Raw genomic sequence first — 21,674 nt, forward strand, 5'->3', positions numbered from 1 at the left:
TGTGAGCGTCGACGACAGGGATCGGGCGGTCCGGGCGTGGATCCGCGACCGGGACGGGCTGCTGGCGGTGGCCCAGGCGAAGGAGGCGGGCTTCTCGCGGGCGCAGATCGCGGCACGGGTGCAGAAGGGCGAGTGGGAGCGCGACCTGCACGGAGTACTGCGTGCCGCCGACCACGTGGTGACCCCTCGCTCCCGCGTGCGCGCCGCCGCGCTGTCGGTCGGTGAGGTCGGCACGATCACCGGGTGCGCGGCGGCCTTCTGGTGGCGCCTGACGGACTTGTGTCCCGCCGAGATCGAGGTGGCGATCCCGCACGGCACACGTCTGAGGCCCCGGCGCGGGGTGCGGTTCGTGCACCGGGCCGTGCCCGCGACCGACCGCGTGGTCGTGCACGGGGTGCCCGTGACGAAGAAGCCCGCGACGGTCCTCGCCGCCGCCGTGTCCCTGGGCCTGGCTCTCGGCGCCCGTCTCATGGACCGCGCGCTCCAGGCGGGCGTCGACCTGGAGGAGATGCGACGGCTGCACCGGCTCGGGATCGGGCGCCACGGTGCGGTCCTCGCGTTGCAGCTGCTCGTGCTCGCCGGGGGCGGCGCCCGGTCGGAGGCCGAGCGGAAGGCCCACCGGGTGCTCCGGGCGGCGGGCATCGGGGGCTGGAGCGCGAACCACGAACACTGGTTGCGGGGCTACGGGCAGGCCGTCCTCGACCTCGCGTTCCTCGAGCAGAAGGTCCTGGTGGAGATCGACGGGTGGGCCTACCACCGGGACCTCCGCACGTTCCTCACGGACGCCCGGAGGCAGAACGCCCTGATGCTCGAGGGGTGGATCGTCATCCGGACGAACTGGTTCGAACTGCGGGACGCCCCGGACACCTTCGTGCAGAACGTCCGCGACGCCTTGAGGTCCCGGCGGAGCACCGTGATCGGGACCTCGTGAGCGCGCCGCAGCAGGGCTTGCGCGTGTCGCTCACCAACCGCTGATCACGGGCCGCGGCCGGGCCGACAGGGACCGCCGCCTAGGGTGGCCCGTCGTGCAGGACACGACCGGCGAGGGGCCCGACGACGGGCCGGAGCCCGACGACGCGGTGCGGATCGACGACCCGGCGACCGCGGAGCCGGCGACCGACGCCACCACCCCCGCCGTCGGGATCGAGCACGAAGTGCGCGGGCCGGCGCGCAGCGGGCCGTTCCTGCCCGGCGACCGGGTGCAGCTGACCGACCCGAAGGGCCGGCACTTCAGCCTCGTCCTGGAGCCCGGGCAGAGCTACCACACGCACCGCGGCGCGATCGCCCACGACAAGCTGATCGGCGCCCCCGAGGGCAGCGTGGTGCACTCCGCGGCGAACACGCCCTACCTCGCGCTGCGCCCGCTGCTGCCCGACTACGTCCTCGCGATGCCCCGCGGCGCGCAGGTGATCTACCCGAAGGACGCCGCGCAGATCGTCATGTGGGGCGACGTGTTCCCGGGCGCGAACGTGCTCGAGGCCGGCGCCGGCAGCGGTGCCCTGACCTGCAGCCTGCTGCGCGCGGTCGGCCCCGAGGGCACCGTGACCAGCTACGAGATCCGAACCGACCACCTCGAGCACGCCGAGGCCAACGTCGTCCGCTTCTTCGGCGAACACCCCGCCAACTGGTCGCTCCACGAGGGGGACGTCGCGGACACCACCGGCACGTTCGACCGCGTCGTGCTCGACATGCTGTCACCGTGGGAGGTGCTCGACACCGTCCGGAACGTGCTCGTCCCGGGGGGCGTGCTGGTCGGTTACGTCGCCACCACCACCCAGCTCTCCACCCTCACCGAGGCGCTGCGCGACCAGGCGGGCTGGACCGAGCCGCAGGCGTGGGAATCGCTGGTCAGGCCCTGGCACAGCGTCGGCCTGGCGGTCCGCCCGGAGCACCGGATGATCGCCCACACCGCCTTCCTCGTCACCGCCCGGAGGCTCGCCGACGGGGTCACCCCACCGCGGGTGCAACGCCGCCCGACCCGGAGCCGGTAGCCCCCTTCTGAACCCGCAAGAACCACGCAGGGTGAGGAATGCAAGTGGCCGACGGGAGAACTCCGTCACCGGCTCGCTACTCCACGGACACCCGTGTTCACGGGTACGGTTGCGCCACGGAGTAGCGGGAGGAGGGCGCCGTGACGATGAACGACGACCCCAGGGGCCGATCCGACCAGGGCCGCGACAGAGGCGCGGCGGACATGGCGGCACAGGTGCGATTCCTCGAGGAAGAGGTCGCCCTGCTGCGTCGGAAACTCACCGAGTCCCCGCGCCACACCCGGATCCTCGAGCAGCGGCTCGCGGACTCGGCGGCGCGGGTGTCCCAACTGACCGAGCGCAACGACAAGCTCACCGACACCCTCAAGGAGGCGCGGGCGCAGCTCGTGTCGCTCCGCGAGGAGGTCGACCGTCTCGCGCAGCCGCCGTCGAGCTACGGCGTCTTCCTGACCCTGCACGAGGACCAGACCGTCGACGTGTTCACGTCGGGACGCCGCATGCGCGTCGCGGTCTCGCCCGCCGTCGAGGCCGCCGAACTCACGCGCGGCCAGTCGGTGCGGCTCAACGAGGCCCTCACCGTCGTCGAGGCCGGCGACTACGAGCGCATCGGTGAGGTCTGCTCGCTGCGGGAGGTCCTCGTCGACGAGGACGGCACCCGCAACCGCGCCCTCATCATCGGGCACGCCGACGAGGAACGGGTCATCCACCTCGCCGACTCCCTGCTCGACGAGAACGCCCCGGAGCTCAAGCCGGGCGACTCGCTGATGATCGACACCAAGGTGGGCTACGCCTACGAGAAGGTGCCGAAGGCCGAGGTCGAGGAGCTCGTCCTCGAGGAGGTCCCCGACGTCGCGTACACCGACATCGGCGGCCTCTCCCGGCAGATCGACTCCATCCGCGACGCGGTGGAGCTGCCGTTCCTGCACGCGGACCTGTTCCGCGAGTACCAGCTCCGCCCGCCGAAGGGCGTGCTGCTCTACGGCCCGCCCGGGTGTGGCAAGACGCTCATCGCCAAGGCGGTGGCGAACTCGCTGGCGAAGAAGGTCGCCGAGCAGCGCGGCGAGGACAGCCGCGACATCAAGGCGCACTTCCTCAACATCAAGGGCCCGGAGCTGCTCAACAAGTTCGTCGGCGAGACCGAGCGGCACATCCGGATGATCTTCCAGCGGGCGCGCGAGAAGGCGTCCGAGGGCACGCCGGTGATCGTGTTCTTCGACGAGATGGACTCGATCTTCCGGACCCGTGGTTCCGGCGTCAGCTCCGACGTCGAGACGACGATCGTGCCCCAGCTGCTGAGCGAGATCGACGGGGTCGAGGGGCTCGAGAACGTCATCGTCATCGGCGCCTCGAACCGCGAGGACATGATCGACCCCGCGATCCTGCGTCCGGGCCGACTCGACGTGAAGATCAAGATCGAGCGTCCCGACGCCGAGGCCGCCATCGACATCTTCGGCAAGTACCTCGTCGACGGACTGCCGGTCCACGAGGAGGACATCGAGGAGTTCGGCGGCAACCGGCAGGCCTGCCTCGACGGCATGATCGAGCGGGTCGTCGAGCGGATGTACGCCGAGACCGACGACAACCGGTTCCTCGAGGTCACCTACGCCAACGGGGACAAGGAGGTCCTGTACTTCAAGGACTTCAACTCCGGCGCGGTGATCGAGAACATCGTGGGCCGGGCCAAGAAGTCGGCCATCAAGTCGCACCTGGAGACCAAGCAGTCCGGTCTGCGGGTGCAGCACCTGCTCGACGCCGTGGTGGACGAGTTCGCCGAGTCCGAGGACCTGCCGAACACGACCAACCCCGACGACTGGGCCCGGATCTCCGGCAAGAAGGGCGAGCGGATCGTCTACATCCGCACGCTCGTCACCGGCAAGGGCGCGACGCAGGGCAAGGAGATCGACACCGCGTCCAACACGGGCCAGTACCTGTAGTACCGGGTACCGTCGCGGACATGACGGACGACGACCACCGGCCGCTCCCCGCTCCTCGCAACGAGGTCCGGGGGGCGGCCGGTGTCGCGTCCGAGGCGGTCGACATCGTCTCCCGCCCCGTCGAGGGCACCCACCGCGCGGTCTCGGACACGGTGTTCGCCACCCTGCGCAAGGTCGGGCTCGGGCCCGCGTCGAGGCCGGCACAGCTGCTGCACGACGGGATCAGCGCGGGCGTCTACTCCGCCGTCCGTGGGATCGGCCACGCGGCGGGCCGCGGCGTCGGGCTGGCCGCCGAGCTCTACCGCGAGGCCTCCGGGAAGACCGAGTGGACCCCGATCACCTCCCGCCCGGCCGGCGCGGTGCTCACCGGTGCCGTCAACGGCCTCGTCGGGGACCACATGGTCGCCCTGGGCAACGACCTCGCCGTCCCCATGGCGCTCCACACCTCGACGACGAGCGAGGACGACCCGCACGCCCAGCTGCGGCTGGACGACATCCGGGTCGCCGACCACCCCGACCGCGACCTCGGCCACGTCGTGCTGTTCGTCCACGGCCTCGGGGAGACCGAGCACGCGTGGCGGCTGGCCGACGAGGAGTCGGCGGGGGAGGGCTACGCGGAGCGCATCGCCTCCACCGTCGGGGCGGTCCCGCTGCTGCTGCGCTACAACACCGGCCTGCGCATCGCCCACAACGGCGCGGCGCTCTCGGTGCTGCTCGCCGAGGTGTTCGACGCCTGGCCCGAGCCGATCCGCCGTCTCGACCTCGTCGGGCACTCCATGGGCGGGCTGGTCCTGCGCCACGCCTGCCACGCGGCCGTCGCCGCCGGGGAGCCGTGGGTGCACACGGTCCGGCGCATGGTCTACCTCGGCTCGCCGCACGAGGGCGCGCCGCTCGCCCACCGCGTCGACCAGCTCGCGACGCGCCTGTCCCGCTACGCCCGCTCCCGCACGTGGGGCGAGTTCCTCGACCGGCGCTCCGCCGGCATCCGCGACCTGGTCGCCGGGGTCTCCGACACCGACGTCCCGCTGCTCGCCTCCTCGACCCACCACGGCGTCGCCGCGTGCCTGACCTCCAGCGCGCACCACCCGCTCGCGAACATCCTCGGCGACCTGCTCGTGCCCGTGGACTCGGCGCGGGGGGCCGTCGCCGACGTCGAGACCCTCCCGGCCTCGCACCACTTCCACCTGCTCAACGACCCGCGGATCCACGAGCACCTGCTGCGCTGGCTCGCGGCCGACGAGCAGGACCCCGACGACGGGGCCGGTCCCGCCGCCCTCGACGACCGGCGGTGACGCGGCCGGACCCGCCCGCCCGACGCGGCCGCCTCGCCCGGACCGCGGTCCTGGGCTCGCTGACCGCCGCCGCCCCGCTCGCGATCGACACCTACCTGCCGGCCCTCCCGGCGATCGCGGTCGAGCTCGAGGCGTCCGCCTCCCTGGTCGCCCTCAGCCTCACCGCCTGCGTCGTCGGGCTCGCCGTCGGGCAGCTGGTCGCCGGGCCGCTCTCCGACGTCCTGGGCCGCCGCCGGCCGATCATCGTCGGCGCCGCCGGCTTCGTGCTCCTCTCGGCGGCCTGTGCCGCCGCACCCGACGTCGGCACCCTCGTGGCGCTGCGGCTGGGCCAGGGGCTGTTCGGCGCGGTCGGGATCGTGGTGGCCCGCGCGGTCGTCCGGGACCTCTACGACGGACCCGCCGCCGCCCGGGCGTTCGCGGCGCTGATGCTGGTCTCCGGGGTGGCACCGATCGTCGCCCCCGTGCTGGGCGGCCAGCTGCTGCGTCTCACCTCGTGGCGCGGGGTGTTCGTGGTCCTCGCCGCGCTCGGGGCGGTCGTCCTGGTCGGGGTCCTGCTGGCGGTGCCGGAGACGCTGCCGCCGGACCGTCGCACCGCCGCCGGGTGGCGCACCACCCGCCACGCCTTCGGGGTGCTGCTGGCCGACACGCGCGTCCTCGCCTGCGTGGCCGCGGCCGGCCTCGGGTTCGCGGCCATGTTCGCCTACATCTCCGGGTCGACGTTCGTGCTGCAGGGCCTCTACGGGCTCTCGCCGCAGGGCTTCAGCGCCGTGTTCGCGGTGAACTCGGTCGGGATCGTCAGCGCGGTGCAGCTCTCCGGGCGCCTGGTGGGCGCGGAGAAGGTGCGCCCGCACCGGGCGGTGCTCGTCGGGCTCACGATCGCGTCGCTGGGGTCCGCGACGGTCCTGGTGGGCGCCCTCGGCCTCGGCCTCCCGGGGGTCGTCGCGGGGCTGTTCGTGACGGTGTGCGGGGTCGGCACGGCGTTGCCGGCGGCCACCACCCTGAGCCTCGCCGACCACCCCGAGCACGCCGGGAGCGCGTCGGCCCTGCTCGGGACGGCGCAGTTCATCGTGGGCGGCGTCTCGGCGCCCCTGGTCGGCATCGGCGGCGGGCGCACCGCGGTACCCATGGGCGTGGTCATGACGGTGGCCGCGCTGCTGGCCCTGGTGACGTTCGGCGTGCTCTGGCGACGCGGCCCGGCTGACGGCGCCCGGGACGGCGGACAACTAGGGTCGGACCCATGACCGCGCGCCGCATCATGGGCACCGAGATCGAGTACGGCATCTCCGTGCCGGGCGACCCGACGGCCAACCCCGTCATCACCTCCACCCAGGTCGTGCTGGCCTACGCCGCGGCGGCCGACGTCCCGCGGGCGCGCCGGGCGCGCTGGGACTACGAGGTGGAGTCGCCGCTGCGCGACGCGCGGGGCTTCGACCTGGGCCCGAGCGCGGGCCCGCCGCCGGACACCGGCGACCTGGACGACCTCGGCGCCGCCAACGTCATCCTCACCAACGGCGCCCGGCTCTACGTCGACCACGCCCACCCGGAGTTCTCCGCCCCCGAGGTGACCACCCCGCGCGGCGCGGTGATCTGGGACAAGGCGGGGGAGCGGGTGATGGAGGACGCCGCGGACCGCGCCGCCACGGTGCCCGGCACCGGCCGCATCCAGCTCTACAAGAACAACATCGACGGCAAGGGCGCCTCGTACGGCTCGCACGAGAACTACCTGTGCAACCGCCAGACGCCGTTCCCCAGCATCATCACCGGCCTGACGCCGTTCTTCGTCACGCGGCAGGTGATGACCGGGGCCGGGCGCGTCGGGCTCGGGGCGTCCGGCGACGAGGCCGGGTACCAGCTCTCGCAGCGCGCGGACTACATCGAGGTCGAGGTCGGCCTGGAGACCACCCTCAAGCGCGGCATCATCAACACCCGCGACGAGCCGCACGCCGACGCCGACAAGTACCGCCGCCTGCACGTGATCATCGGCGACGCGAACCTCTCCGAGTACTCGACGTTCCTCAAGGTCGGGACGACGGCGCTCGTGCTGTCGATGATCGAGGACGGGGTCCGGTTCGACGACCTGCGCCTGCTCGAGCCCGTCCGCTCGGTGCACCGCATCAGCCACGACCCGACGCTGCAGGTCGAGGTGGACCTCGCCAACGGCAAGCGGATGACCGCCCTGCAGATCCAGCGCGAGTACTACGAGCGGGCCCGCAAGCACGAGCAGGAGACCCAGGGTGACGACATCGACGACGTCACCCGGGAGACCCTCGAGATCTGGGGCCAGGTCCTGGACGACCTCGAGACCGACCCGATGCGCTGCGCCGACCGGCTGGACTGGGTGGCCAAGCTCAAGCTGCTGCAGAGCTACCGCGACCGCGACAACCTGCCGTGGGACTCCCCGAAGCTGCACCTGATCGACCTGCAGTACTCCGACGTCCGGCAGGGCAAGGGCCTCTACAACCGGCTCGTCACGCGCGGGTCGATCAAGCGGCTGGTCACCGAGGACGAGGTCCGCAGCGCGGTCACCCGGCCCCCGGAGGACACCCGCGCCTACTTCCGCGGACGCTGCCTGGAGCGCTACCCGAGCGAGGTCGCGGCCGCGTCGTGGGACTCGGTCATCTTCGACCTCGGCCGCGAGTCGCTGGTGCGCATCCCCACCCTGGAGCCGCTGCGGGGCACCCGCGGGCACGTCGGGGAGCTCATCGACAACGCCGACAACGCGACGGCGTTGGTCGAGGCCCTGACCCGGGGATGATGTTCATGACGTCGGGTGCGGGCCCGGCCAGGTAGGGTTCGGGGTCGCAACACCTTCGGCATCGGGAGGCAGCCATGGCGCAGGAACAGACCCAGCGGCAGGGCGGTGGCGACGACGGCGACGGCGGCGAGGACTCCACCGCCGCCGGCCAGGAGCGCCGGGAGAAGCTCGGCGAGGACACCGACACGATCCTCGACGAGATCGACGACGTGCTCGAGGAGAACGCCGAGGACTTCGTGCGCGCCTACGTGCAGAAGGGCGGCCAGTAGTCACACGGGCCGCCGCGCGCGAACCGCGGCGGGTCGGCAGTACCTGCACGGCGGGTCGGGAACCAGCGTTCCGGCCCGCCGTGCCGTCTCGAACGGGAAGCACCAGCGAAGGAGCGACGAACAGCCGATGGACCCCAGGACGACCCCGGGGCTCGCCCCCGCGTACTTCGACTCCGGCACGTCCTCGTTCGTCGACTTCCTCTCGACCGTCCGGCCGGACCTGCTGCCCAGCGCCCGCGGGGCCGGCCCGGAGATCGCGGGCGGGGTCCCGCACGGCACCACGATCGTGGCCGCGCAGTACGACGGCGGCGTGGTCATCGCGGGCGACCGGCGCGCCACGATGGGCAACCTGATCTCCCAGCGCGACATGCAGAAGGTCTACGTCACCGACGACTACTCCGCGGCCGGCATCGCCGGGACCGCCGGGCTGGCCGTCGAGGCGATCCGGCTGTTCGCGGTCGACCTGGAGCACTACGAGAAGCTCGAAGGCGTCCCGCTGACGTTCGACGGCAAGTCGAACCGGCTGGCCTCGATGATCCGCGGCAACCTCGGGGCGGCCATGCAGGGGCTCTCCTACGTGCCGCTCTTCGTCGGCTACGACCTGGACGCGACCGACCCGGCGCGCGCCGGCCGGATCGTGTCCTACGACGTCGTCGGCGGGCGGTACGAGGAGTCCGGCGGGTTCGCGGCCGTGGGCTCGGGCTCGCTGTTCGCGCGCTCGTCGCTGAAGAAGACCCACGACGTCACCGCCGACCGCGACGCGACGGTCCGGCACGCCGTCGAGGCGCTCTACGACGCCGCCGACGACGACTCCGCCACCGGCGGCCCGGACACCGTCCGGAACATCTACCCGATCGCCGTGGCCATCGACGCGCAGGGGGCGGTCCAGCTCCCGGCCGACGAGATCCAGGGCGTCGCCGAGGCCGTCATCGCGGCCCGCCGCGAGCGCCCGGTCGGCTGAGCCCGACCCTCCCACCCGCACCCCCGCCCCACCTCGGAAGAGGAGCCGCCCCGCCATGACGATGCCGTTCTACGCGTCGGTCGACCAGCTGATGCGCGACCGCTCGGAGCTCGCCCGCAAGGGCATCTCCCGCGGCCGCAGCGTCGTGGTGCTGAGCTGCGCGGACGGGGTGCTGTTCGTCGCGGAGAACCGCTCGAAGTCGCTGCGGAAGATCTCCGAGATCTACGACCAGCTCGGGTTCGCGGCGGTCGGGCGCTACAACGAGTTCGAGAACCTGCGCCGCGCCGGGGTCCGCTGGGCCGACGTGCAGGGCTACTCCTACGACCGCCGCGACGTCTCCGGGCGGGCCCTCGCCAACGCCTACTCGAACATCCTGGGCGCCAGCTTCATCGAGCAGCAGAAGCCGTTCGAGGTCGAGCTCTGCGTGGCCGCGCTGGGGGAGAACCCGGACACCGACCAGCTCTTCCGCATCACCTACGACGGGTCGATCTCCGACGAGCCGCAGTTCGTGGTCATGGGCGGCACCACGGAGCCGATCTCGACGGCGCTGAAGTCCTCCTACGACGGCACCCTGGACACGCAGGGCGCGCTGCGCACCGCACTCGACGCGCTCCAGGCGCAGAACGGCTCCGCGTCCGAGGACCGCACGCTGGGCGTCGACTCACTCGAGGTCGCCCTGCTCGACCGGGCCCGCCGCCCGCGGCGCTCGTTCCGCCGGATCACGGGCGCCGCGCTCGCCGGGCTGCTGCCCGCCGCCGGGTCCGCGCCCGCCGACTCCGCCGAGGCCGGCGACACCGGCGCGGGCGACGAGGTCTCCGGCGCCGGCGGCGCGGACGCCTGACCCGACCGCCGGGCCCTCCGAACCGTACGAACGGGCCGTTCGTCACCTTCTACCGTGACGAACGGCCCGTTCGTTCGCTTCGGGCCAGGGCCTCACCAGGCCGGGGTGCGCTCCGGCCAGCGGGACTCGTCGCGGCGGTAGACCGGCACCTTGACCTCGGCGACCGAGAAGGTCAGCCGGTCCCCGGCGACCATCACCTCGCCGTCCGTGGCCACCTGCAGCGGCCCGTCGAGCAGCTCCACGTCCAGGGTCTCCGCGGTGTGCTCCACGTAGGTGCGGATGTGCCCGAGCGTGCCGGCCAGCAGGCCCCCGATCGCGCGGGCGCGGGAGAACCGCCGGTCCGCGCGCAGGTAGCGGACCTCCAGCAGGCCGGTGTCCAGGCGGGGCCGGTAGGCGGGGGTCATGCCGGACGGCGCGTAGGGCCCGTTGCCGACGAAGAGCATCCACACCGACGTCTCGCGGCCGTCGATGCGGCAGCGGACCGGGCGGGCGGTCCACAGCACGGCCACGAGCGCGGCGGAGGCGGCCGGCCACTTGCCCCAGCGCTTCTCCCACTTCTCGCGGAGCCGGACCATGTCCGGGTAGCCCCCGAACGACGCCGTGTTGACGAAGACCTGGCGGGCGCCGCCCTCGGGGCCCAGCGAGGTGGTGTAGGCGCGCAGCTCGCCGACGTCCACCGCGACGGCCTCGCCCGCGCCGGTCGCGTCGACGACCTCCTGCAGGTCGTACACCCCGACGTCGCGGCCGAAGTGGTTCAGCGTGCCCGCCGGCATCACGGCCAGGGGGAGTCCCATGTCCTCCGCGACCCGCGCGGCGGCGGCCACGGACCCGTCGCCCCCGGCGATGCCCAGGGCCCGCGTCCCCGGCAGGCTCGCGGTCTCCACGAGCTTGTCCAGGAGGTCGTCGCCCTCCTCCAGGCGCACCACCCGGGCCTTCGGCAGGGCCGCGGCGATCTCCTCGGCCGGGTCGACCCCGGGCCGGCCGGAGCCCATGTTCACCATCATCGACAGGCCCTCGCCGTCGACGAGCGCGGGCGCGTCGAGCCAGGGCCGCGCGATCGCCTCGTCCGAGGGCCGGCGCGGCAGCCAGCGCTGGGTGAGCAGGGCCGCGCCCGCCCCGAGGGCCGACCCCACGGCCACGTCGCTGGTCCAGTGCACCCCGACGTGGATGCGGGAGTAGGCGACGGTGGCGGCCAGCGGCGCCAGCAGCGCCCCGGCCCGGGGGCCCTCGAGGCCCACCCCGACGGCGAACGCGAACGCCGAGGCGGAGTGCCCCGACGGGAACGACGACGAGGTCGGGCGCTCGGGCAGCGACCGGTACGGCGGCAGCAGATCCGCGGCCGGGCGGCGGCGGGGCACCAGCGGCTTGGCCACGGCGTTGGCGGCGAAGCTGGCGAGCGCGATGCCGAAGATCCCCCGCACGGCCCCGCGGCGGGTCCGCCGGGTGCCCAGGCCGGCGAGCAGCGAGGCGGCCGCGAACCACAGCCAGGAGTGGTTGGCCGACCGGGTCAGGTGCAGCAGCGCCGCGTCCCCCCGGTTCGGGGGGAGGTCGCCGACCGCCTCGGTGATGCGCCGGTCCAGCGCGCCGACCGGGCGCAACGACCGACGGCTGTGCCGGATTCCGCTGCGGATGGCCACCTTGGCGCGGCGCGCGCGCCGCCGGGGGAGCATGGGACGGGACCCTACGGGGGCGAGCGGAAGGCAGCCGCGACCGGCTCCGGGGGCTTAGGCTGGAGCCCATGCAGCGGCGGATCTACGGCATCGAGACCGAGTTCGGGGTGACCTGCACGTTCCACGGGCAGCGTCGGCTGTCCCCGGACGAGGTCGCTCGCTACCTGTTCCGGCGGGTCGTGTCGTGGGGGCGCTCGTCGAACGTCTTCCTGCGCAACGGGTCGCGGCTCTACCTCGACGTCGGGTCCCACCCCGAGTACGCCACCGCGGAGTGCGACTCGCTCGAGCAGCTCGTCGCGCACGACAAGGCGGGCGAGCGGATCCTCGAGGACCTGCTGCTCGACGCGGAGCGCCGGCTGGCCGACGAGGGCATCGGCGGCGACATCTTCCTGTTCAAGAACAACACCGACTCCGCGGGCAACTCCTACGGCTGCCACGAGAACTACCTGGTCGGGCGGTCGGGGGAGTTCTCCCGGATCGCCGACGTGCTGCTGCCCTTCCTCGTCACCCGCCAGCTCATCGCGGGGGCCGGCAAGGTGCTGCAGACGCCCCGGGGAGCGGTGTTCTGCCTCTCGCAGCGGGCGGAGCACATCTGGGAGGGCGTGTCCTCGGCGACCACCCGCAGCCGGCCGATCATCAACACCCGGGACGAGCCGCACGCCGACGCGGAGCGCTACCGGCGCCTGCACGTGATCGTCGGCGACTCGAACATGTCCGAGGTCACCACCCTGCTCAAGGTCGGCACCACCCACCTGGTGCTGGAGATGATCGAGCAGGGCGTGCAGTTCCGGGACTTCACGCTGGACAACCCGATCCGCGCGATCCGCGAGATCAGCCACGACCTCACCGGCCGCCGCCCGGTGCGGCTCGCGGGCGGGCGCGAGGCCGGGGCGCTGGACATCCAGCGCGAGTACCACCAGCGCGCCGTCGAGCACGTCGAGCGCCGGGGCCACGACCCGGTGACCGACCGGGTCCTCGAACTGTGGGGGCGCACGCTCGACGCCGTCGAGCGCCAGGACCTCTCGCTGATCGACCGCGAGATCGACTGGGCCATCAAGCACAAGCTCGTCGAGCGCTACCGCTCGCGCAGCGACCTGGGCCTCTCGAGCCCGCGGATCGCCCAGCTCGACCTGGCCTACCACGACATCCGTCGCGGGCGCGGGGTGTTCGACCTGCTGCAGCGCAAGGACCTCGTCGACCGCGTGACCGACGACGGCGAGATCGAGGCCGCGAAGGACACCCCGCCCCAGACCACCCGCGCGAAGCTGCGCGGCGACTTCATCGCCGCCGCCCAGAACGCCGGGAGGGATTTCACGGTGGACTGGGTGCACCTCAAACTCAACGACCAGGCCCAGCGAACCGTCCTGTGCAAGGACCCGTTCCGCGCGGTGGACGAACGGGTGGACCGGCTGATCGCCACGTTGTAGCCCGACGCCGTCGCGTCGGCCACGTGTCGGGACGCCGGTCCGTGGACATCCACCACCCGGCCCTGCGCCACCGACCCGACGACGAGGACGGCCACGAACGACATGGACACCCCCGCGCACCAGGACCGCACGTCCCGCGTGGGCGCCGATGCGCAGCCCAGCACGCTGCACGACCGCGAACCGGTCGTCCCCGACCCCGCCGTCGAGGGCACGCTGCTGGCCGGCCGGTACCGGGTCGGCGAGTGCATCGGCGCCGGGGCCATGGGCGTCGTGTGGACGGCGTGGGACCGGCGCCTCGCGCGGACGGTGGCCGTGAAGCAGCTCACCCCGCCGCGGGACGGCGACGAGACCGAGCTGCGCGCGGCCCGGGCCCGGGCGATGCGCGAGGGACGGATCGCGGCCCGCGTGGTGCACCCGCGGGCGATCGCGGTGTTCGACGTCGTCACGCACGCGTCGATGCCGTGGATCGTCATGGAGTACCTGCCGTCGCGCTCGCTCGCGGCGGTCCTGGCGGAGCGGGGCCCGCTGCCGCCCACCGAGGTGGCACGGATCGGCGCGCAGATCGCCGACGCGCTCTCCGCGGTGCACGAGGCGGGCATCGTCCACGGCGACGTCAAGCCGGGCAACGTCCTCCTGACCGACGACGGGGTCGCGAAGCTGACCGACTTCGGCGTCTCGCGGGCCTCGTGGGACACCTCGGCGACCGCCGGGGGCGTGGTCGCGGGCACGCCCGGCTACTTCGCCCCCGAGGTCGCCCGCGGCGGCGACCCGACTCCTGCATCGGACGTGTTCTCCCTGGGCGCGACGCTGTACGCGGCGGTGGAGAACGAGCTGGTCTGCGGCCCCCTGGACAACACGCTGGCCGTGCTGCACGCGATGGCGGAGGGCCGGCTGCGCCCCGCCACCCGGGCCGGCGTGCTCGGCCGGCCGCTCTCGGCCATGCTGCGCCTGGAGGCCCGGCACCGGCCGGACACGGCGCTGCTGCGCTCGGCGCTCGAGGCCCGCGCCGCACTCGGTGAGTCGGTGGCCGCGGTGCCCCCGCCGACCCCGGCGGGCGCCGAGGGGGCCCCGGAGTCCTCGGACCCCTCCACCGCCGACGTCGCGGGCCGGCGCGCCGCGGCCACGCCCGTCCCGGCCGGCTCAGCCGTCGCCGGACCGCCGACCGCTCCCGGCGGCGCCGGGGACCTCGCCGACGACGGGTCCGGCTCGTGGTTCCCGCTCGCTCCCGGACCGTCCACCACACCTGCGTCCCCCACGTCGCCGCGGCCCCACCGTCGACGGCGGCGGGTGCTGGCGGTGGCCGCGGCCTCCGCGGTCGTCCTCGCCGCCGGCATCGGCGCCGCGCTCGCCGCCACCGACGGCGCGCGCCCCTCGACGCCGTCCGTCACCGCCGCCGCACCCCCGACCACCGCGACCACGACCGTCCCGCCGACACCGCCGACCGCGGACACCGTCCCGCCCGTGGCCGGTGCGCCGCTCTCGCCCGGCAGCCCCACCGAGGCCGGTCCGGACGACCCGGACGCCCCCGTGAGCGAGGACGACGTCCGGCGCACCGTGTCCGCCTACTACGCGAGCCTGCCCGGCGACATCCCCGGGGCCTGGGCGCTGCTGTCCGGGGACGCCCGGAGCGCCTCCGGCGGCTACGAGGGCTACCAGCGGTTCTGGGGCGGGATCACCTCGGTGAGCGCGGACGACGTGCGGGTCGACGGGGACTCGGCCCGCGCCACGCTGCTCTTCGTGACCTCGAGCGGGCGGACCAGCCGCGAGAACTACGTCTTCGAGGTCGACCGCAACGACCAGGGCGCCCTGGAGATCCGCTCCGCCTCCCGCGGCAGCGCCGACTCCGCCTGAGTCGAACACGCGATCGAACGACGCCGATCTCCCCCGGCGGGAGGACCCGGCGTCGTAGGCTCGCGGGCGTGCCACCCCCGCCGACCGCTCGCGCCGAGCGTCTCGTGAACCTGGTGCTGGCGCTGCTGTCGACGCGCCAGTTCCTGAGCGCCGAGCGCATCCGCACCACGGTCGCCGGCTACGAGGACGCCGCGACCGACGACGCCTTCTACCGCATGCTCGAGCGCGACAAGGCCGAGCTGCGGGAGCTGGGTGTCCCGCTGGAGACCGGCAAGCAGTCGGTGTTCGACACCGTCGAGGGCTACCGCATCGCCCGCGGCGACTACGAGCTGGCCGCGATCGACCTGGCCCCGGACGAGGCGACCGCCGTCGCGCTGGCTGCCCGGCTCTGGGACTCCCCACAGCTCGCGGGGGCCGCCCGCACGGCGGTGACGAAGCTGCGTGCGGCCGGCGTGGAGGTCGACCCGGCCGCCGCGTCCGAGGTGCAGCCGCGGGTCCGCACCACCGATCCCGCGTTCGCGCCCCTGCTGGCGGCGGCCCGCGCCGGTCGCGCGGTCACGTTCCACCACCGCGGGCACCCGGCCGCGCCGGCCCGCGTGCGCACCGTCGAGCCGTGGGGCGTCGTGTCGTACCGCGGACGCTGGTACCTGGTGGGGCACGACCGCGACCGCGACGACGTCCGCTGCTTCCGCATCTCGCGCATCGAGGGCGACGTGACGCCGATCGGGGCCCGTGGCGCGGTGCAGCGGCCCGCGGGGGTCGACCTGGTCGACCTCGTGGCCCGCTCGGCCGGGCCACCCCCGCCGTCGGGCACGGCCCGGGTGCGCCTGGTGCCCGGCCGCGCGGCCGGGCTGCGCCGCGCCGGGCGTCCCGATCCGCAGGGCGACCCGGACGTCGTCGAGCTCGACCTGGCCCGCGTCGACGCCCTCGCGCGCTGGATCGCGGGCTTCGGGCCGGACGCGGTGGTCCTGGAGCCGCCGGAGCTGCGCGAGGCCGTCGTCGTCACCCTGAAGGCCGGGCTGGCCGACGTGACCTCCCGGGCCGGGGCGGGGGCGCCGTGAGCGCGGAGGGGGTCGCCGAGCGCCTGCCGCGCCTGCTGACGCTGGTGCCGTGGCTGCTGGCCCGGCCGGGGGTGCCGGTCGCGGAGGCGGCGGCCGAGTTCGGGATCACCGAGGCCCAGCTGCGCCGCGACCTCGAGCTGCTCTGGATGTGCGGGTTGCCCGGATACGGTCCGGGCGACCTCGTGGACCTCTCCTTCGAGGGCGACACGATCACGGTGGTCTACGACGCCGGGCTCTCCCGCCCGCTGCGCCTCTCCGGCCCGGAGGCGGCCACCCTGGCGGTCGCACTGCGGGCGCTGGCGGACGCCCCCGGGGTCGCCGACACGGACGCCGTGCACCGCGCGCTGGCCAAGATCGAGGAGGCCTCCGGGCGGACGGAGGCGCCCGACACCGTCGCCGTCGGAATGGGCCGCACCCCGGGCGACACGGGCGCGGAGTCGACGGTCCGCGACGCCGTGGCCCGGCACCGGGCGCTGCGGCTCACCTACTACTCGGCCTCGCGCGACGCGGTGGGCCGCCGGGACGTCGACCCGATCCGCCTGCTGCTGGTGGACGGCTCGACCTACCTGGAGGCGTGGTGCCGCCGGGCGGAGGGCGTGCGGATGTTCCGCCTGGACCGGGTGGACGACGCCGAGGTCCTCGACGAGCCCTCCCACCCGCCGCCGGACGTGGTCGGGCGGGACGTGCCCGCGGACGCCTCCGGCCTGCTGACCCCGGACGGCTCCCAGCAGCTCGCGGCCCTGTGGCTGGCGCCGCAGGCCCGCTGGGTCGCCGAGTACTACCCGATGGAGGACGTCGTCGCCGACGACGACGGGTCCGCGCGGGTGCAGATGCGCTACGCCGACCGGGCCTGGATGGTGCGCCTGCTGCTCGGGCTCGGCGACGCCGTGGAGGTCCTGTGGCCCGCGGACCTCGCCGCGGCCCGGGCCGGGCGCGCCCGCGAGGCGTTGGCCGCCTACGGGGCGCTGTGACCGACGTCCCGCGCTAGGGTCGCCGGCGTGTTCGGTCCGATCGTCTGGAGCATCCTCGCCGCCGTGGTCGCGCTCGTGGTGCTCGCGCTGCTGGTCGTGGGCCTGCTGCGCACCGTGAACCGCACCACGACCGTGCTCGGCGCCTTCACCGCGCTGCTCTCCGACCGGGTCGGGCTGCTCCGGGCGCGGGCGGCGGCGGTCGGAGTGCGACTGGCACGACGGCCGCCGGACGGCCCGTCACCGGTAGAGTCGGCCGCGAGGACGGAAGGAGCTCCCTCGTGAGCGAATGGATCATCGTCGCCGTCGTCGGCGTCGTGCTGCTCTTCAGCGCCAAGAAGCTCCCGGACATGGCCCGGGGCCTCGGACAGTCGATGCGCATCTTCAAGGCCGAGACCCGCGGCATGAAGGAGGACGACGCGAAGGCCCGCACCACCGACGAGCCGGCGCCGAAGCCCGTCGAGGCGTCCGCGCCCGTCGTCGAGAAGCCCCGCGAGACCGTTCCCGACGAGGCCCGCAAGGCCGAGTGAGGGATCACCCGCCGTGGCACACCGCGCGGACCCGACGGGATCGCGGAAGGTGTGACACGGTGGAGGCGTGGCCATGCGCTCTCCCGCCGAGGCCTACGCCGCAGCGCGCACCCGCGCGGCGCACCCCGAGCTCGGCAGCTTCGTCTCGTCCCTGAGCTTCGAGCTCGACGACTTCCAGCGGCGCGGATGCCTCGCGCTGGAGGAGGGACACGGTGTCCTGGTCTGTGCGCCGACCGGGGCCGGCAAGACCGTCGTCGGCGAGTTCGCGGTCCACCTCGCCCTCGCGCGGGGCCAGAAGTGCTTCTACACCACGCCGATCAAGGCGCTGTCGAACCAGAAGTACGCCGACCTCGCCGCCCGCCACGGCGCGGACGCCGTCGGCCTGCTGACCGGGGACACGGCCGTCAACGGCTCCGCACCCGTCGTCGTGATGACGACCGAGGTGCTGCGCAACATGCTCTACGCCGACGCCCCGGCGCTCGACGGCCTCGCCTACGTCGTCATGGACGAGGTGCACTACCTGGCCGACCGGTTCCGCGGGGCGGTGTGGGAGGAGGTCATCCTCCACCTGCCCGACCACGTGCAGCTGGCGTCGCTGTCGGCGACGGTGTCCAACGCCGAGGAGTTCGGCGACTGGCTGGTGGAGGTCCGCGGCGACACCACTGTCGTCGTCGACGAGACCCGCCCGGTGCCGCTGTGGCAGCACATGGTGGTCGGGTCGCGGATGTTCGACCTGTTCGCCGAGGAGCGGCAGGCCGGCCGGACGTCGCACAAGGTCACCGTCGACCCGACGCTCGCGAAGGCCGTCGCCGAGGTCGACCGGGACGGCCCCGGACACCGTCGCGGCCGCTCCGGCCCCCCGCCGCGGCGGGGCCGGGACTCGGGCGGGCGGGGGAATGGCCGCCGGGACGACCGCGGGTCGGGCCCCGGCCGCAACGGCCGGTCCGGGTCGTCCTACCGCCCGCCGTCGCGGGTGGACGTGATCGAGCGGCTCGACGCCGCGGGGCTGCTGCCGGCGATCACCTTCATCTTCAGCCGCGCCGGGTGCGACGCGGCGGTGCTGCAGTGCGTGCGGTCCGGCCTGCGCCTCACCGAACGCGACGAGATCGAGGAGATCCGGGCGGTCGTGGACCGGCGCTGCGCGGCGCTGCCCGACGCCGACCTCGACGTCCTGGGCTACTGGGAGTGGCGCGAGGGGCTCGAGCGCGGCGTCGCGGCGCACCACGCGGGCATGCTCCCGGCGTTCAAGGAGACCGTGGAGGAGCTGTTCGTCCGCGGCCTGGTGCGCGCGGTGTTCGCCACCGAGACCCTGGCGCTGGGGATCAACATGCCGGCGCGCACGGTCGTGCTGGAGAAGCTGGTCAAGTACAACGGCGAGTCGCACGTCGAGCTCACCCCGGGGGAGTACACCCAGCTCACCGGGCGCGCAGGCCGGCGCGGCATCGACGTCGAGGGCCACGCGGTGGTGCTGTGGGCGCCGGGCATGGACCCGGCGCAGGTCGCGGGGCTGGCGTCCACGCGCACCTACCCGCTGCGCTCGTCGTTCCGGCCCGGCTACAACATGGCCGTCAACCTCGTCGACCGGCTCGGGATCACCGAGGCCCGGGAGCTGCTGGAGCAGTCGTTCGCGCAGTTCCAGGCCGACCGGTCGGTGGTGAACCTCGCGAAGCGGGTGGAGCGCAACCGGGAGGCCCTGGAGGGCTACGCGGAGGCGATGGGCGGGGGCCCGGACGCCGCGGGAGCCGCCTCGGAGGGCGCCTCGGCCGAGGAGTTCACCGAGTACATGGACCTGCGCCGGCGGCTCTCCGAGCGGGAGAAGCAGCTCGCGCGGCAGGGGCGTTCGCAGCAGAAGGCGGAGGCGTCCGCGTCGCTGGAGTCGCTCGGCCGGGGCGACGTCATCGCGGTGCCGGGTGGCAAGCGGGCCGGCCTGGCGGTGGTGCTCGACCCGGGCGTCGACCGCTCCGGGCGCGGGATGGAACCGCGACCGCTGGTGCTCACCGAGGACCGCTGGGCCGGGCGCCTGTCGATCAGCGACTTCCCCGACCCGGTGGCGCCGCTGGGCACGATGAAGCTGCCCAAGCGGGTCGACCACAAGGAGCCGCGGGTCCGCCGCGACCTGGCGAACGCGCTGCGCGAGACCGGGATCGAGGCTCCGGGTCGGTCCCGGCGGTCACGCGGTGCGGGCGACGAGGACCCGGAACTGGCGTCGCTGCGCCGCGCCGTGCGGGCCCACCCGTGCCACGGCCGCGCCGACCGGGAGGACCGGGCCCGCTGGGCCGAGCGCCACGCCCGGCTGACCCGCGAGACCGAGCAGCTCGAGCAGCGGGTCCGCTCGACCACCCACTCGCTGGCCCGGACGTTCGACCGCATCCGCGGCCTGCTCACCGAGCGCGGCTACCTGCTCGGCGGCGCGGAGCGGGACCCGGGCGAGGAGCTGACTCCCGCCGGGCACCGGCTCTCGCGGTTGTGGGGCGAGTCCGACCTGCTGGTGGCCGAGTGCCTGCGCCACGGCGTGTGGATGGGGCTCGCGCCCGCCGACCTGGCGGCCGTGGCGTCCTCGCTGGTCTACGACTCGCGCCGCGACGACGGCGGCATCCCGCGGGTCCCGGACACCGTCGAGGGCGCCGTCGAGCAGACCGTGCAGCTGTGGACGGACCTGGTCCACGACGAGCGCCGCCACCACCTCGACCGCACCCGCGAGCCGGACCTGGGCTTCGCCTGGCCGGTGTACCGGTGGGCGCGCGGGGACGCCCTGTCCTCGGTGCTCTCCGCGGCCCGGGCGCACGGCACCGAGCTCTCGGCGGGCGACTTCGTGCGCTGGTGCCGGCAGGTGCTGGACCTGCTGGACCAGATCCGCGCGGTGTGCGGCGGCGAGGACCCGGTCGGCCGCGCCGCCGCCGACGCGGGCCGGGCGATCCGCCGCGGGGTGGTCGCGGTGGGGGAGAGCTGACCGGCCGCGCGTCCCCGTGAGATCGTGAGCGGCGTGGCGGACACGGCGGGGGAGGGCACCACCCCGCGCCCGTCGCGGGCCGGCGCCGCCCCGGACGACGAGGCCCCGGCCGCCGAGGGATCATCGGGTGAGCAGCCTCCCGCCACGGACGCCACGGACGCCGCTCCGACCGGGAGCGCGGCGGACGGCGAGGCGGACGGGTCGACCCCGCCGTCGGGGACCCCGGCCACCGGGGTGCGCTGGTCCGACTCCCCGCCCGGCCCCACGACGACCCCCGACGCGGACGCCACCCCGCCCTCGGGCTTCGCGGCGCCCGGCACGCCGTGGCGGACGACGTCCCCGGCGCCCGCCCTCGCGCCCGCCGCGTGGGGCGCCCCCGGGAGCACGACGCCCGGCTGGGCGCCACCCGTGCGTCCCCCGGCCGACCCGGCGCGCCGGCGGCGGGTCCGCCGCCTGCTGCTCGGGCTGCTCCTGGGCCTCGTCGTGATCGCGGCCGTGGTGGTGGCCCTGCTGGCGTTCCTGGTCGGGCCCCGGTTCGCGCGCTACGACGTGCTGGACCGAGCGGCCGTGGAGCGCGGGGTCACCGACGTCGTCACGCGGGACTGGAAGCGACAGGCCACCGGGGTCGCCTGCCCGGACGACGTCCGGGTCCGCCCGGGGGCGACCTTCGAGTGCACCGGCACCGTGGACGGCCGGCCCGTCCGCATCCCGGTCGACGTCGTCGACGAGAACGGCACGTACGAGGTCGGCCAACCCCGCTAGCCTGCGTCGTCATGGCGACCTGGGACGACGTGCGGCGGCACGCCCTCGCGCTGCCCGAGGTCGAGGAGCTTCCGACGTACGGCGGCGCGTCCTCGTGGAAGGTCAGGAAGAAGCTGTTCGTCTGGGAGCGGCCGCTGCGCCAGGGCGACCTCGCCGACCTCGGCTGGTCGGAGCAACCGGGGCCGGTCCTCGGGGCACGCGTGCCCGATCTCGGCGCCAAGGAGGCGCTCGTCGCCGAGGAGAGCGGGTTCTACTTCACGACCCCGCACTTCGACGGCCACGCCAGCGTGCTCGTCCACCTCGACGCCGTTCCCGACGACGAGCTCGGGGAGCTGGTCACGGAGGCCTGGTACGCGGCCGCACCCGCCATGGTCCTGCGGCGGCACCCGCGGGATCCCGCCTGACCGGGCGC

General features: G+C 74.4%; 19 protein-coding genes. 18 read left to right on the forward strand and 1 reads right to left on the reverse strand.

Features of this window, described 5'->3' with window-relative positions:
- The first annotated feature begins 1 nt into the window (after position 1).
- From WCD74_RS27575 to prcA, 9 genes are all read left to right on the forward strand, one after another.
- Positions 2-931, forward strand: coding sequence for a DUF559 domain-containing protein (locus tag WCD74_RS27575; RefSeq protein ID WP_337698117.1), 930 nt, complete (start codon positions 2-4; stop codon positions 929-931).
- Between the two features lie 223 nt (positions 932-1,154).
- Entirely contained in the window at positions 1,155-1,991 is an 837-nt protein-coding gene (locus WCD74_RS27580; protein WP_337698147.1) for a tRNA (adenine-N1)-methyltransferase, read from the forward strand.
- Between the two features lie 203 nt (positions 1,992-2,194).
- Positions 2,195-3,925, forward strand: coding sequence for a proteasome ATPase (arc, locus tag WCD74_RS27585; RefSeq protein WP_337698118.1), 1,731 nt, complete (start codon positions 2,195-2,197; stop codon positions 3,923-3,925).
- Between the two features lie 20 nt (positions 3,926-3,945).
- Positions 3,946-5,217, forward strand: coding sequence for an esterase/lipase family protein (locus WCD74_RS27590; protein WP_337698119.1), 1,272 nt, complete (start codon positions 3,946-3,948; stop codon positions 5,215-5,217).
- The gene (locus tag WCD74_RS27595) at positions 5,214-6,458 is read left to right on the forward strand and encodes a multidrug effflux MFS transporter (protein WP_337698120.1); all 1,245 of its coding nucleotides are present in this window, start codon (positions 5,214-5,216) and stop codon (positions 6,456-6,458) included. Before WCD74_RS27590 ends, WCD74_RS27595 begins: the two co-directional genes overlap by 4 nt.
- Complete coding sequence (gene dop / locus WCD74_RS27600; RefSeq protein WP_337698121.1) at positions 6,455-7,972, forward strand: depupylase/deamidase Dop; 1,518 nt, start codon at positions 6,455-6,457, stop codon at positions 7,970-7,972. Before WCD74_RS27595 ends, dop begins: the two co-directional genes overlap by 4 nt.
- Before the next feature lie 74 nt (positions 7,973-8,046).
- Positions 8,047-8,241: a ubiquitin-like protein Pup gene (locus WCD74_RS27605; RefSeq protein WP_337698122.1), complete on the forward strand. Its 195-nt coding sequence runs from the start codon at positions 8,047-8,049 to the stop codon at positions 8,239-8,241.
- A gap of 127 nt (positions 8,242-8,368) precedes the next feature.
- Positions 8,369-9,202: a proteasome subunit beta gene (prcB, locus tag WCD74_RS27610; RefSeq protein WP_337698123.1), complete on the forward strand. Its 834-nt coding sequence runs from the start codon at positions 8,369-8,371 to the stop codon at positions 9,200-9,202.
- Positions 9,203-9,257: 55 nt separating this feature from the next.
- Positions 9,258-10,043, forward strand: coding sequence for a proteasome subunit alpha (gene prcA, locus WCD74_RS27615; RefSeq protein ID WP_337698124.1), 786 nt, complete (start codon positions 9,258-9,260; stop codon positions 10,041-10,043).
- Between the two features lie 92 nt (positions 10,044-10,135).
- On the opposite strand, the gene WCD74_RS27620 is transcribed toward prcA, so the two are convergent.
- Complete coding sequence (locus tag WCD74_RS27620; RefSeq protein WP_337698125.1) at positions 10,136-11,713, reverse strand: bifunctional phosphatase PAP2/diacylglycerol kinase family protein; 1,578 nt, start codon at positions 11,711-11,713, stop codon at positions 10,136-10,138.
- Positions 11,714-11,781: 68 nt separating this feature from the next.
- Here WCD74_RS27620 and pafA point away from each other — a divergent pair, with 68 nt between their 5' ends.
- The 9 genes from pafA to WCD74_RS27665 all read left to right on the forward strand — a co-directional run bounded on the left by pafA (position 11,782) and on the right by WCD74_RS27665 (position 21,666).
- Complete coding sequence (pafA, locus tag WCD74_RS27625) at positions 11,782-13,140, forward strand: Pup--protein ligase (RefSeq protein WP_337698126.1); 1,359 nt, start codon at positions 11,782-11,784, stop codon at positions 13,138-13,140.
- A 102-nt stretch (positions 13,141-13,242) separates the two neighbouring features.
- Positions 13,243-14,991, forward strand: a complete 1,749-nt coding sequence (locus WCD74_RS27630) for a serine/threonine-protein kinase (RefSeq protein ID WP_337698127.1) — start codon at positions 13,243-13,245, stop codon at positions 14,989-14,991.
- Between the two features lie 68 nt (positions 14,992-15,059).
- Entirely contained in the window at positions 15,060-16,052 is a 993-nt protein-coding gene (locus WCD74_RS27635; RefSeq protein ID WP_337698129.1) for a helix-turn-helix transcriptional regulator, read from the forward strand.
- Positions 16,049-17,023: a helix-turn-helix transcriptional regulator gene (locus tag WCD74_RS27640; RefSeq protein ID WP_337698130.1), complete on the forward strand. Its 975-nt coding sequence runs from the start codon at positions 16,049-16,051 to the stop codon at positions 17,021-17,023. The genes WCD74_RS27635 and WCD74_RS27640 overlap by 4 nt, the downstream gene beginning before the upstream one ends.
- 27 nt (positions 17,024-17,050) lie before the next feature.
- The gene (locus WCD74_RS27645) at positions 17,051-17,305 is read left to right on the forward strand and encodes a hypothetical protein (protein WP_337698131.1); all 255 of its coding nucleotides are present in this window, start codon (positions 17,051-17,053) and stop codon (positions 17,303-17,305) included.
- Positions 17,302-17,550, forward strand: coding sequence for a Sec-independent protein translocase subunit TatA (gene tatA / locus WCD74_RS27650; RefSeq protein ID WP_337698132.1), 249 nt, complete (start codon positions 17,302-17,304; stop codon positions 17,548-17,550). The genes WCD74_RS27645 and tatA overlap by 4 nt, the downstream gene beginning before the upstream one ends.
- A 73-nt stretch (positions 17,551-17,623) precedes the next feature.
- Positions 17,624-20,500, forward strand: a complete 2,877-nt coding sequence (locus WCD74_RS27655) for a DEAD/DEAH box helicase (RefSeq protein ID WP_337698133.1) — start codon at positions 17,624-17,626, stop codon at positions 20,498-20,500.
- 33 nt (positions 20,501-20,533) lie between these two features.
- The gene (locus tag WCD74_RS27660; protein ID WP_337698134.1) at positions 20,534-21,262 is read left to right on the forward strand and encodes a DUF4333 domain-containing protein; all 729 of its coding nucleotides are present in this window, start codon (positions 20,534-20,536) and stop codon (positions 21,260-21,262) included.
- 11 nt (positions 21,263-21,273) lie between these two features.
- Complete coding sequence (locus tag WCD74_RS27665; RefSeq protein ID WP_337698135.1) at positions 21,274-21,666, forward strand: MmcQ/YjbR family DNA-binding protein; 393 nt, start codon at positions 21,274-21,276, stop codon at positions 21,664-21,666.
- Positions 21,667-21,674 lie beyond the last annotated feature (8 nt).

Source organism: Actinomycetospora aurantiaca (assembly GCF_037401875.1).
In the GTDB taxonomy this organism is placed as follows: Bacteria; Actinomycetota; Actinomycetes; order Mycobacteriales; family Pseudonocardiaceae; genus Actinomycetospora; species Actinomycetospora aurantiaca.

What these genes read in the sequence shown, in the direction of transcription:
- pafA (WP_337698126.1), top strand. Translation starts at nt 11,782, where the DNA reads ATGCAGCGGCGGATCTACGGCATCGAGACCGAGTTCGGGGTGACCTGC.
- prcA (WP_337698124.1), top strand. Translation starts at nt 9,258, where the DNA reads ATGACGATGCCGTTCTACGCGTCGGTCGACCAGCTGATGCGCGACCGC.
- WCD74_RS27630 (WP_337698127.1), top strand. Translation starts at nt 13,243, where the DNA reads ATGGACACCCCCGCGCACCAGGACCGCACGTCCCGCGTGGGCGCCGAT.
- prcB (WP_337698123.1), top strand. Translation starts at nt 8,369, where the DNA reads ATGGACCCCAGGACGACCCCGGGGCTCGCCCCCGCGTACTTCGACTCC.
- arc (WP_337698118.1), top strand. Translation starts at nt 2,195, where the DNA reads ATGGCGGCACAGGTGCGATTCCTCGAGGAAGAGGTCGCCCTGCTGCGT.
- WCD74_RS27665 (WP_337698135.1), top strand. Translation starts at nt 21,274, where the DNA reads ATGGCGACCTGGGACGACGTGCGGCGGCACGCCCTCGCGCTGCCCGAG.
- WCD74_RS27605 (WP_337698122.1), top strand. Translation starts at nt 8,047, where the DNA reads ATGGCGCAGGAACAGACCCAGCGGCAGGGCGGTGGCGACGACGGCGAC.
- WCD74_RS27620 (WP_337698125.1), bottom strand. Translation starts at nt 11,713, where the DNA reads ATGCTCCCCCGGCGGCGCGCGCGCCGCGCCAAGGTGGCCATCCGCAGC.
- WCD74_RS27655 (WP_337698133.1), top strand. Translation starts at nt 17,624, where the DNA reads ATGCGCTCTCCCGCCGAGGCCTACGCCGCAGCGCGCACCCGCGCGGCG.
- dop (WP_337698121.1), top strand. Translation starts at nt 6,455, where the DNA reads ATGACCGCGCGCCGCATCATGGGCACCGAGATCGAGTACGGCATCTCC.
- WCD74_RS27590 (WP_337698119.1), top strand. Translation starts at nt 3,946, where the DNA reads ATGACGGACGACGACCACCGGCCGCTCCCCGCTCCTCGCAACGAGGTC.